Raw genomic sequence first — 12,540 nt, 5'->3', positions numbered from 1 at the left:
CCGCTAAGCATTCATTGATAGAATTGCGCCTAGCTTAATTATATTTGGTTTGCGCATGTCACCTTTTGAGATTTTATTTCCCCTTATTTTTATTGTGTTATCTGGGTATGTCAGCGCCAAAGTTGGCTTTATTCCCATTAAACAACTTGATGGCTTGCGTGCCTTCATTTTTAACTTGTGTATTCCTGTTCTGCTATTTAGCAGTATGATACAAGCCGATTTAAGTAATTTAGCGGCCGGCTCCTTACTACTGTCATTTTACTTACCTGTGGCGCTGACTTACCTCGCGCTATATTTACTACTTTTTAGGGGGCGTAAATTTCCTAAGGCCGATTGTGCAACAAAGGCTTTGGGAGGAACCTACTCAAATACGGTGTTAGTGGGACTGCCAGTTATTTTGATGGCGCTCGGTAAGCAAGCTGGTGCAATGGTTTTTATGATCATTACTTTTCACAGTCTGATGCTGTTTTTTATGACTTTTTCTCTGGCCGCTAAAAATCAAGCTCTTATAGGGATCGTTAAACCTTTATTACTCAACCCGATAGTTATCAGTATTACTTCTGGATTAGTACTAAACATAGCTGGTGTCGAACCACCAAGCTTGTTGATGGAAAGTTTAAGCTGGCTGGCTAAACCCGCCATTCCAGGTGCTTTATTTATTCTCGGCGCGAGTTTGCTGCAATATGGGATAAAAGGACATCTGAAGGGGGCGCTATGGTTAAGTAGTGTAAAACTGGTTCTGTTACCCGCATGCGTTTACTTGTTTGCAATTTATCTAGAACTACCGACGCAACAGGTGCAAGTCATCACATTAATGAGCGCCTCTCCACTGGGTGTAAATGCTTATCTTGTTGCGCGTCAGCTAGACAGTCAAGCGGCGACGCTTGCCGCCACCGTAGTGCTGTCTACTATGCTAAGCGTTGTCACGCTTTCAGGTTGGCTATTCCTACTGGTCTAGCCATCAATACCGAGGGGGCGTATATTTTGCTGCATCAATAATAGCCCAAATATGGAATATTCCAGCAACAATGGCTGGGATGAGAAGAAACCATAACGCATAGCCACCGAATACAATGATAGCGAAAATCAGGGCAGATAAAATTCGCCCTTGAACCAACTGGCCAAGGCCAGGGAAAAATATGTTACAAAGCGCAGCGATGACATTACCACCAGAACCTTGTCCAGACATAGTTACCTCTCTTAGTTACTTTAAGTCTTTATTTTGATGTATCAGGTTTCGTGCCAAACTTAACCTTTTGATTTTATTTAAAATAAAGCAAACCAACCATTTTCTATTTACTAAAAGTTCGCCTAAACCACTAACTTTTAGCTTAAAGTTTAGCTATATTGTGCTTCGCAGCTCAATCTTTATGATTTGCAAAGAACAATAATGAAAACAGGATGTCCTATGCTGAGCAAGTTTACCACCCCACTCACTAAATTAGTCGATAAGTACCTTCCAGATCCATTTGTTATTGTACTTTTGCTCACTTTTTCGGTGATGCTACTGGCCTTTGCGTTTACACCTAGCACTCCTATCTTAATCATAGAAGCATGGGGCAATGGTTTTTGGAAGCTACTTACTTTTGCCATGCAAATGTTACTGGTTCTGTTATGTGGCCATATGCTCGCAATCACCCCCCCTGTGGCTAAGCTGTTAGATAAGTTAGCTCGAATAGCCCAGACCCCGTCTCAAGCTATTATGTTAACGACGCTCGTCGCTATGAGTGCTAGCTGGCTTAACTGGGGGTTTGGCCTTGTGGTCGGTGCTTTATTTGCTAAGGCCATCGCAAAGCACGTAAGAGTAGACTATCGCCTCTTAGTGGCTAGCGCATACTCAGGTTTTATTGTATGGCATGCGGGGTTAGCAGGCTCAATTCCGCTAACCATCGCGACACCTGGGCACTTTAGTGAGCAGAGCATAGGTGTTATTGCCACCACCGAAACTATCTTTTCACCATTTAACCTATTGATGACATTGTGTATCTTTATTGTTTTGCCGCTTTTAAATAAGTTCATGCTACCAAAAGATAACGAAGCCATTATCATAGATAAAACAAAGCTACACGATGACTCCCCGCAAATTAGTCATCACGATACCCCAGCATCTCAATTAGAAAATGCTGCATGGATAGGAATATTGAGCGGAATGCTAGGTATTTTTTATTTGGCCTACACTTTCATTTTCAACGGAGGGACACTCACTCTCAATACCGTTATCGCTCTCTTTTTGTTCTTAGCCATGATGCTACACAAAACCCCAGCTAATATCTTAGCCAGCCTGCAACAAGCAATCCAAGGTGGTGCAGGGATTGTCATTCAGTTTCCGTTTTATGCTGGGATCATGGCGATTATGATCGATACTGGTCTTGCACAACAAATATCACAAGGCTTCGTATCTATAAGTAGTCAATGGACACTGCCTGTTTGGAGTTTTTTAAGTGCTGGTCTGGTTAATATCTTTGTGCCTTCTGGTGGTGGTCAATGGGCTGTACAAGCTCCAATCATTATTCCTGCGGCTGAAGCGCTAAATGCAGACATATCCAGAGTCGCAATGGCTGTCGCTTGGGGAGACGCTTGGACTAACCTTATCCAGCCTTTTTGGGCACTGCCTGTACTTGCCATTGCGGGGCTCAAAGCCAAAGATATTATGGGTTTTTGTTTAGTACAGTTATTGGTAACAGGCACAATCATCACTGCGCTCTTATTGCTACCATTGTAATAAGGCGCTTTACGCGCCTTATTAGTTATTTTAGCTGGATAAAATCTTCATCGGCAAACTCAGAATTGGATTGTCAGAATCAGCAAAGTGCATCATTACAGCAACATGCCCACATACCACCAACACGTACATTAGGGCACTGACCACCTGACCATATCTATCTAATGGTATTAAGTGACTGTGGTGACGCCCTCGCCATTCCAGCAAGATTTCAAAACTCCCAACCAAAATAAAGATAACGAGCAATATCAATCCAAATGTATAGCTGATCCAAAGGCCCAGCATCACACCAGCCATACATGCTAATAGTCCCACCCAAGAGCGCATCGAAAAACTAATGCTCTTAAGTACATGGCCACCGTCCAGTGGCAAAATGGGTAATAAGTTAAATAAGTTGAGCAATGCGCTCAATACCGCGACGCCTGCGAATATTTCCATTTCTGTCGCGTAATAGAGCACGACACCTAAAATTGAGGTAATTAATCCAAAAGCAGGCCCCATCAAAGAGATCACTACATCTTGCCAACGTGTCACTATTTTATCATCGCTCACCGCAAGACCGCCGACAAATGGAATTAGATAAATCCCTTTTGTCTTGATACCAAAATAGCGCATCGCTCTAACATGACCATATTCGTGCACAACCAAACAGGCTACGAGCATAAGTGCAAATTGCCATGAAAATAGCCAAGCATAACCAGCCACAGACGCTCCAGCTAGAGCAGCTTTAACCACTTTTGCACTTTTAAATAGCTTAAGCCCCAGAGCAGCTAAACCAAAAAGGCTGCGTTTTTCTTTGGGTGTCTCGTTGCTTACCTCTACCCACTGAGTATCGGAGTCGTTAACAATAATACCCAAAAGCCCTTGTGGAAGTTGCTCTGTACGTACAGCTAAGGCTTGACCTTCAACTGACGCACTGACGTAACCTCCATGCTCCTCAAAAGCAATCGCTTGCTGCTCAACAAATATTTGTACAACCTGCTGTTGATTAAAAAATATAGATACAGCCTTCTCGGCTAGCGATAATTCGACTCTATTCATATCCAAACCCAAAAATCGTTTGCAGTATTATCACTAAAACTAGGCATTGCACAATGTCTTTACCGTTACTAGGTTAGAAAAATCAATGCAAAATTCGATAATGGGATTAAAAGTTGAGTAAAAGTCATGTCGTTAAGAATGCGCGAATTTAAGCACTTTGGAATATTTGTACTAAGCTTTAAGAAGGTTCGGTATACGAAGGAATTGTTAATGTCATTAGCAAAAAATCGGATAATGGTAGTAGATGATTCTCCAGCAATACTCGTTGTGATGCAGGCCATTATGACAGAGTTAGGTATTGAGCATGTCACCACCTGTTCAAGCGCGATCAATGCCCTTGAAAAAGTTCGGCAAACTCCTCACCAGTTTGATGCCGTTTTCACCGATCTCAATATGCCTGAGATGGATGGCATGGAGTTTATACACAAGCTCGGAGAACTGAAGTTTTCTGGTGGTATTATTATTATTTCTGAAATGAATGAAAAGATAATTGACCTAGCAACAAACCTAGCCCGCCAATCAAATGCACACCTCATCGGTAATATAACCAAGCCAATACAGCTAATCGATGTCGAACGCATGCTGAAAAAAATGTCAACCTATACAACCGTTAAACGCAATAGCATTGAAAAAGTTACTGAGGGTCAATTACTTCATGCAATCAGCCACAATGAAATAACGCCGTATTATCAGCCTAAAGTGAACCGGGGTGATAAGAAAATTAAGAGTGTTGAAGTGCTGGCACGCATAGTGTCAAAAAGTGCGACCAAAGTCATATTACCGGATCACTTCATCGGGGTAGCAGAAGACACTGACCTAATTAATATCATCACCTTTCAATTATTTGAAAAAGCAACCAATGAGTTTAAAGCCATCAAGTCAGAGCTAAATTACCCAATTAAACTGGCATTCAATTTATCACCAGTTCAGCTCAATGATCTAAGCTGCCCAGATAAACTTGCATTAATATTGGAAATCAACCGCTTAAAACCGAGTGATATTATTTTAGAAATCACCGAAAACCAGCCAATGAATCAGTCAATTCAATTGGAAACAATGAATCGATTACGGATCCGTGGTTTTGACATTTCATTGGACGATTTTGGTACGGGCTTTACCAATATCCAGCAGTTAAAGTCTTTACCCTTTACTGAGATAAAAATCGATCGCTCTTTGATCACCCATGTCGAGTCAGATAGATTTTCGCAAGTTCTCATCGACAGCCTTATAGACATAGCGCAGAATCAACAGCTTGATATAGTTGCCGAAGGTATTGAGCGCATTGAAGAGCTACAATACCTTGATCGTTATAAACATAGCCTGTTGATGCAAGGCTTTTTAATCAGCAAGCCAAAACCATTAGATGAACTCATAAGCTGGATTCATTCTTGGCAGCGTATGATTAATTCGAACCCTTAACCTCAGGCTGTTCGGGCTGCTCTGCGATTTTTTCCGCTTCCAGATGCTCAAGCGCTTCAGTCTCATCAATATCCTCAATCAGGTTATCATGATTGTCTACACGCTCTCGCCACTTTTGTTTTGCAGCCGCCTGCATATTAGTCGTTTGTTCCCTTTCATCGACAATGTCCATCCCCATTAGGGATTCGAGTAAGTCCTCTAGGGTGACAATACCTTGTACATCTCCGTATTCATCAACCACTAATGCAATATGTAAGCGCTTCGAGAGCAGCGCCTTAAATAACTCAGGAGCTGCTAGAGTTTCAGGTACAGTGTATAGCGGACGAGAAAGCTTACCAATTTTATATTCTTCCCCTAAACGGTGATAGGCAAGCATGATGTCATTCTTATGAACAAAACCGATAATATCATCGGTGTTTTTATCAAATACCAAGACTCGAGAAAATGCAACCGAACCATGCTCTGATAAGTATCCATGAACCGTCATATCTTTGTGGACTTTGAACAACACTGTTCTTGGGGTCATAATACTTTCAAGTCGTGCATGGCGAAAACGTAGCAGGCTTCGGATAGTCTCGGTCTCATCTTGGTGTAAAGCACCTGCTTCAGAACCAATTTCAGCCATCGCTTCTATTTCTTGACGAATATAATGCGCTTCATCTTCTTTTCGGCCTATTACTTTGGTTAACTGATCAGACATCCATACAAACGGTTTAAGCACCCGCACTAACCATACCAGCATACTGGACACTACAGGCGTTAAAGCACGCCAATAAGTCGCCCCTAAAGTTTTTGGAATAATTTCGGATAGTACTAAGACGAGCAATGTCATGATTGCAGATGCAATACCAACAGCTGCATCTGAAAATACCACAGCAGCTTGCGCCCCAACCCCAGCTGCACCAGCAGTATGGGCAACGGTATTAAGTGTTAGGATCGCAGAAAGTGGCTGATCTATATTATCTTTGAGCGTTTGTACACGATCGGCTAACCCACCATTGTCTTGTCTAAGTATCCCGATATGGCTTGGCGTAATACTTAGCAATACGGCTTCCATCACCGAGCAAATAAACGAAATAGCTATCGCCAAAAACATATAGGTTAAAAGTAGGGTCAAGTATGTACTCCTCTTAATTTAAAACATAAGTATGGGGGCGCGGTATGCTCGATCAAACAATTAAATGAGAGCTCGCCAGCTTTATTGACGCCAAATCTTAAATTTAGGACGTCTATCGCAGCAATACAACCGAGTTAAAATACTATGATATAGTTTTATCATCTAATTACCTACATTAGGCGCAAATAAATGAAATTACATACAGCCGTTACTCTACTATTTACGGCAGTTTCAACACAACTATCCGCAAGCCCATTAGATGAATCGAAAATACAATTTTTGGGGCCGATTGCAATCAACTCGACAATTAAGCCTGCCGACACCGCACACCGCGATGCGATTATCGACAATTTATTGCCTACTCTACAAAAAAATACAAACCAAATAATGCTCTTTAATCAGCAGAGCAAGTGGCAGCCATTAAATAAAATATCAAAGTTAACGATACCTGGTTTACAAGCGCTAAAGTTTAACTTCACGACTGAGCGCTTTGTATCTGGCAAACTAAAGCTCGAGGGTATTGAGAAAGCCAAGGTCTTTTTAAATGGTGAAGCCGTGAGTGGCATTAGCGAAATCCAACTGGATGTTGCCAAAGGAGATCATCAAGTCCTTGTGGTTGCGGAGCAAGTGAACGATTGGAACAAGGTAGACATTAGTTTTGAAGGTAAAGCTGACCATGACTCCATTACTCTAACCGACAAGCAGACTAAAGCACTTTCAGCTAAGCAGCTTTTCGATGCACCTACTGTAAGCGCAATTTCATTATCTCCAAATGGAGAATATTACATCACAACGATGCGTCGTTATAACGATGAAAAAGGTAACTCTGCGATTACAGAAACCACTTTATATAATGAAGATGGTGAGGCCTTATATCACTTTGATGGTATGAATGCCGCTAATTTTGCTTGGCGTGACGACAGTGAAAAGCTTACCTACTTATCTGATAATAAAGCGTATATCTTTGACTTAAAGACAACTAAAAGGACTCAGGTTGCCAGCCAACTAAATGGCGCAAATAGCATAACCTTCTTCGACGAAAATACACTCATTTTTGAATGGACCAACAGTGGCAAAGAAGAAGGCAAGTTGACCAAACACTATCAAGGTCTAGAAGACCGCTGGTCATATGCTCGCACTCAATCACAAATATTCTTACTAGATATTACTAGCGGTCTGCTTAACCCTGTTACTGTCGGCACACAAAGCCATCAGCTAGCTGACTTTGATGCTAAAGCGAACACAATTCTCGCAACTCGTCATCAGCAAGATTATGCTCAGCCACCACATATGCTGACTGAGCTGATAGAAATTGATTTATCAAACTATCAGCAAAAAGTGATTGGTCAATATCGAACGTTCAATAATGCACAATATACAAAAGAGGGGATCTATGTTACCGCAGGCCCCGATTTTGCAAACGGAGCAGGTAGAAACTTACCAGAAGGTATGCTAGCGAACAATTACGATGGTCAGCTCTATCTCATGGATCGAAGCGGGCAAAACGTTAAAGCATTGAGTAAAAACTTTGACCCTGCGATCAGTAACTTTACCGTACTGAATAATGGTGATGTTGTACTAAAAGCGACTGATGAAGACCGCCAGCAACTTTTCTTGTTTGACGAGAGCAAAAATAAATTCAAAAGAATAAACACAGGACTAGATGTCGTTGAAAAATATGCTGTATCAGATGAACGTCATGCTCAAGTATTATTTACTGGCACGACGGTCTCAACACCACAACAGCTGAAAACTATACACGTCTCAGATAACCGCTCAAAAACACTCTGGGACTCAAAAGGTATCGCTTATAAGGGTGCTGAAATAGCGAACCTAGAAGAGTTTAACTTCACAAACAAAGAAGGTGTGGAGATAAAAGGTCGTGTTTATTTGCCTCATGATTTAGATAAATCTAAAAAGTACCCTGCACTTGTATACTATTATGGTGGCACATCTCCTGTTACTAGAGGCTTCTCTGGACGCTACCCATTTAATTTATGGGCAGCCAAAGGCTATGTTGTCTACGTACTACAACCAACAGGTGCAACCGGGTTTGGGCAAAAATTCTCAGCCGAACACGTCAACGCATGGGGTGAACATACTGCAAATGACATCATCATGGGAACTAAAGAGTTCGTAAAAGCTTATCCTTTTGTTGATGATAAACGCTTGGGTAACCTCGGCGCATCTTATGGTGGCTTTATGACAATGCTACTAACCACCAAAACCAATTTATTCTCAGCCTCTATCTCACACGCTGGTATTTCAAATATTACCTCTTACTGGGGACAAGGCTGGTGGGGCTATTTATATTCAGGCGAAGCATCAAAGGGAAGCTTCCCTTGGAATAATCCAACACTTTATTCACAGCATAGCCCTGTTTTTAATGCAAATAAGGTAACAACACCGTTATTACTTATCCATGGTGATGCAGATACAAATGTGCCACCGGGTGAAAGTCATAATATGTATACTGCGCTTAAAATACTCGGCCAAGATGTTGAGTTAGTGGAATACAAAGGAGCAGATCACCAAATATTCGCTCGCGATAAACGCTTCCACTGGTGGGATACCATGCTAGCGTATTTTGATAAACATCTTAAAAATGAGCCGCAGTGGTGGCAACACCTGTACGGTAAATAAATTTGTTTTACGGCGGTGTCTTTGGCACCGCTTTTTGATTATGTAAGCGGCAAATAGCACCATCATTGTATATAATTTAATAATATAAGGGCTATCTCTCTTGATTGTTCAAGAAAGGCGGGGTAACGTGCCCAATATATAGAGTTGTAAGAATTCGTTTCGTCTACTTCCAAGCAGCGATTCCTCAGTGCTATATTAACGACAATTAAACAACAATTAACAGTGAAAACATGAGCATAAAGGTTTTATTAGTTGAAGATGATGAACTCTTAGCAAAGCGACTATGTAGCCACTTTGATGATACCGAATTTAGTATCACTGTAGATAATACTGGTGCAGCAGCGCTTGAGCTTATACAAAAACAGACACAAAACCCATTTGCTCTTGCTATTGTTGATGTCGTCTTGCCCGCAACGGACGGTCTTCAACTAGCAAAAGAAATTAATACACTGTCAGATCTAGGCGTTATTATGCTTTCTAGCCGCGATTCTCAAGCAGACAGAATAGCAGGTCTTGCTCAAGGGGCTGACGATTACGTTTGTAAGCCTGTGGATGCGTTAGAACTAGAGCTGCGTATGCGCGCACTTTATAAACGGCTTGTAGGTAGTAAAGATGACGAATCCGAAGAATTCATTGAATATGCAGACTTCAAGCTACACCCCGATAACCGCACTCTGATTAATCAACACGGTACTGAATCGCGCCTAACTGAAGCTGAGCATAAAGTGCTTATCTGCCTGATCTCTAATGCAGGAAGAGCCACGTCTCGGGAGCGTATATCTGAAGATATAGGGCAACCAGATTGGAGCCCTAGCGACAGAACTGTTGATGTTCTAGTAGGTCGGCTACGTAAAAAGCTCGGGGACGAAAAAGAACAAAAGCGTATCGTCACTGTGCGTGGCAAAGGTTATATGCTCTCAACCTAATATCTGGTCAGTTGACCCAATAACCGCTCTAAAGCGCGATAACTTAGCGCCTCCTTTAGATGTACCAAACCAATATCAGTGACGCAGCTCAAATCTGCAATGGTTCTAGCGACTTTGATTATTCGGTGATAGGAGCGAGGTGATAACTGTAGCTTTTCAGCGGCCTTAGCTAAAAAAGCACGCTCCGCTTCAGCAAGGTAGCAAACTTTGTTTAGCTCTTTTACTCCTAACTGATCATTACACTTTCCCTGTCTTTGTAATGCAAGTTGGTAAGCTTTCTCGACTCTCTGCCTTATTGACGAACTTGGCTCACTATCACATTGATTTTGTAATTCTTCAGTTTTTAGTCGAGGTAATTCTATCTGTAAATCAATCCTATCTAGAAAGGGACCTGAAATCTTAGACAGATATCGTAACACTTGATCAGGAGAGCTTCTTTTGTCTGTATAACAACCGGTAGGACTTGGGTTCAATGCTGCGATGAGTTGAAAGTTCGCGGGATAATCAACTTGCCGAGCAGCACGCGAAATCGTGACTGTTCCAGTTTCCATCGGTTCTCTCAACGAGTCTAACACTTTACGGTCAAACTCTGGAAGCTCGTCCAAGAACAGTACTCCATTATTAGATAATGAGATCTCTCCCGGTTTAGGGTTTGATGAACCTCCGACTAATGCAACTGCAGAGCAGGTATGATGGGGAGCTCTAAATGGACGCATTTTCCAGTTAGATTGGTTGATTGGTTTTCCTAAAATAGAATAAATTGATGCCGTTTCTAGTGCTTGCTGATCCGTCATTTTTGGCATTATGGTCGGTAGTCGTTGTGCTAGCATCGACTTTCCTGTACCGGGAGGCCCTAAAAAAAGGACGTTGTGACCACCCGCTGCTGCAATTTCTAGTACTCTTTTTGCCCCTTCTTGACCTTTGACTTCTGCCATATCTATTGCAGAATCAATATCTTGAGGTAACTGTTGCACGATATGATATTTCTGGTTAATTTCCAATGGTGATTGGCCGCTTAAATGCGACCAAGCCATTTTTAAATTATCTAGCGGCACACGAATGGCAGCAGAAGCTAAGCTCGCAACAACATCGTTAGCAAGAGGTAAGTAGCACGCTCTGCTTTTTGTTGCTGCTGCCATTACTGAAGGCAGAATTGCCGTTATCTCTCTCAATTCACCATTCAATGCAAGTTCACCGTAGAACTCTTTATCGATTACAGATTGACTATCTAGCTGACCTGAAGCGACTAAAATTCCCACAGCTATCGCTAAGTCAAATCGTCCACCCTCTTTAGGTAAGTCAGCTGGCGCTAGATTCACAGTGATTCTTTGCTCAGGAAACAAAAAACCAGTATTTGCCATCGCACTTCGGACTCGCTCTTTTGCTTCCTTAACCGATGCCTCTGGCAAGCCCACTATATTGAAAGCAGGTAAACCATTGCTTAAGTGAACTTCAACAATGACCTCTGGTGCTGTGATCCCAACTTGTGCGCGTGTGAACACTTTTGCTAAAGACATCCATGTCTCCTAATAATTAGTTTGGATATTTAAAAACGTGCAAAACCAAATTGTATCTCATTGCAGCAAGACGTAAGAATAGTGTCGACGCCATAGATAAAAGCATCACATACTCTGTTGCTAAACCCAGTTTAATAGTTTGAGTATAGACTATCCCTCCAAAAATACAGGTAATAGCGTATAACTCACCTTTTAATAACAGTGGAATTTCTCTGGCCAATACATCGCGGATCACTCCGCCAAAGCAGCCCGTTAATACCCCCATAATGATTGCTGTCATATCAGGCATACCTATACTTAGCGCTTTTTGAACCCCCATTACAGCAAAAAATGCAAGTCCTATTGCATCGGCAATTTGCAGTAAGGTGCGCGGAATATTTTCGTGTCGGTTAAGCCAAAAGATGCTGATAAGAACCGCGCACAATATGGCGTATATATAACTAGTATCATGTAGCCAAAAAACGGGTTGGTCTAAAATTAAATCCCTGATAGTGCCACCGCCAATACCTGTTGCAGCAGCAAGAACAATCACTCCAAAGCCATCCATATGCTTGTTATGCGCAATTAGCGTTCCTGATATGGCAAAGACCATTACCCCTAAAAGATCAAACCAATGGTAGAGTTCTGTCATTTTGTATTAAGTAATGAGGAAAAAGAGAAATCATAGCTAAGATCCAAAGCAAAGGGTAGTCGAACAAGCTGCTTTGCTACTAGAAAGCTTCATTTATGAGTCCAATGTCATACAAATGAGCGATAAAGCAAAAAACCCGCTGCATCCCTGCAGTGGATTTGACGTACATGGATATACTTATGTCGATTAGAACCATGGATGGATGCTGTTAATCAACCTTTAATGATGCTCTTGCTTGCTACGAAGTAGGATGTTCTGCTTTCAGATACACGCAATGAGAGCGAGGCTACGCTTCGTAGCTCTTAGGGGTAAACGCATGTAGGCTTCTTTATTCTTTTTGTTTGGCAAGCACAACGGCTCGGCGGGTAAACCCCCTCCTACCACAGTGCAGTATTTTGTTGATGTCGTGGTGGGAGCGAGTTTAGCTCGCGATGTTACAGAGTAGACTGTTTTATTCTTTTTGTTTGATAGACCTAACAGCTCGGCGGGTAAACCGCCTCCTACCAGTGCAGCACTATGTTGAT

The 12,540-nt window shown here is 41.9% G+C and carries 11 protein-coding genes; 5 read left to right on the top strand and 6 right to left on the bottom strand.

Translation table 11 applies throughout. The features are described from left to right. Positions 1-55 precede the first annotated feature (55 nt). Entirely contained in the window at positions 56-958 is a 903-nt protein-coding gene (locus tag HUZ36_RS13400) for an AEC family transporter (protein WP_176033125.1), read from the top strand. 3 nt (positions 959-961) lie between these two features. Here the strand turns inward: HUZ36_RS13400 and HUZ36_RS13395 are convergent, their stop codons facing one another. Beyond that, entirely contained in the window at positions 962-1,189 is a 228-nt protein-coding gene (locus HUZ36_RS13395; RefSeq protein WP_125251203.1) for a hypothetical protein, read from the bottom strand. 219 nt (positions 1,190-1,408) lie between these two features. Here HUZ36_RS13395 and HUZ36_RS13390 point away from each other — a divergent pair, with 219 nt between their 5' ends. Further along, positions 1,409-2,722, top strand: a complete 1,314-nt coding sequence (locus HUZ36_RS13390) for a short-chain fatty acid transporter (RefSeq protein ID WP_176033166.1) — start codon at positions 1,409-1,411, stop codon at positions 2,720-2,722. Between the two features lie 30 nt (positions 2,723-2,752). Here the strand turns inward: HUZ36_RS13390 and HUZ36_RS13385 are convergent, their stop codons facing one another. After that, positions 2,753-3,763 carry a site-2 protease family protein gene (locus tag HUZ36_RS13385; protein ID WP_176033124.1) on the bottom strand — a complete coding sequence of 337 codons (1,011 nt, stop codon included), beginning with the start codon at positions 3,761-3,763 and terminating at the stop codon, positions 2,753-2,755. Between the two features lie 210 nt (positions 3,764-3,973). Here HUZ36_RS13385 and HUZ36_RS13380 point away from each other — a divergent pair, with 210 nt between their 5' ends. After that, positions 3,974-5,182, top strand: a complete 1,209-nt coding sequence (locus tag HUZ36_RS13380) for an EAL domain-containing response regulator (RefSeq protein ID WP_147389519.1) — start codon at positions 3,974-3,976, stop codon at positions 5,180-5,182. Here HUZ36_RS13380 and HUZ36_RS13375 read toward each other — a convergent pair. After that, on the bottom strand, positions 5,166-6,299 hold the full coding sequence (locus HUZ36_RS13375; protein WP_167508245.1) for a CNNM domain-containing protein: 1,134 nt from the start codon (positions 6,297-6,299) through the stop codon (positions 5,166-5,168). The two genes, HUZ36_RS13380 and HUZ36_RS13375, sit on opposite strands and share 17 nt — an antisense overlap. Positions 6,300-6,488: 189 nt before the next feature. Here HUZ36_RS13375 and HUZ36_RS13370 point away from each other — a divergent pair, with 189 nt between their 5' ends. Both HUZ36_RS13370 and HUZ36_RS13365 read left to right on the top strand, forming a co-directional pair. Then, positions 6,489-8,942 (top strand): alpha/beta hydrolase family protein, encoded by a 2,454-nt coding sequence (locus HUZ36_RS13370; protein WP_176033123.1) that lies wholly within the window; start codon positions 6,489-6,491, stop codon positions 8,940-8,942. Between the two features lie 230 nt (positions 8,943-9,172). Then, entirely contained in the window at positions 9,173-9,868 is a 696-nt protein-coding gene (locus tag HUZ36_RS13365) for a response regulator transcription factor (protein WP_125251207.1), read from the top strand. On the opposite strand, the gene HUZ36_RS13360 is transcribed toward HUZ36_RS13365, so the two are convergent. The 3 genes from HUZ36_RS13360 to HUZ36_RS21625 form a co-directional block, all read right to left on the bottom strand. Beyond that, positions 9,865-11,385 (bottom strand): YifB family Mg chelatase-like AAA ATPase, encoded by a 1,521-nt coding sequence (locus HUZ36_RS13360; protein ID WP_176033122.1) that lies wholly within the window; start codon positions 11,383-11,385, stop codon positions 9,865-9,867. The genes HUZ36_RS13365 and HUZ36_RS13360 overlap by 4 nt on opposite strands. Positions 11,386-11,401: 16 nt before the next feature. Next, entirely contained in the window at positions 11,402-12,016 is a 615-nt protein-coding gene (locus HUZ36_RS13355) for a trimeric intracellular cation channel family protein (RefSeq protein WP_176033121.1), read from the bottom strand. Positions 12,017-12,277: 261 nt separating this feature from the next. After that, positions 12,278-12,540 (bottom strand): hypothetical protein (locus HUZ36_RS21625; protein ID WP_217704678.1); only part of this gene is annotated, 263 nt, incomplete at its 5' end.

It is taken from the genome of Pseudoalteromonas sp. McH1-7, from assembly GCF_013366255.1.
GTDB classification, from domain to species: Bacteria; Pseudomonadota; Gammaproteobacteria; order Enterobacterales; family Alteromonadaceae; genus Pseudoalteromonas; species Pseudoalteromonas peptidolytica.
This window is presented reverse-complemented; position numbering and strand designations above follow the sequence as displayed.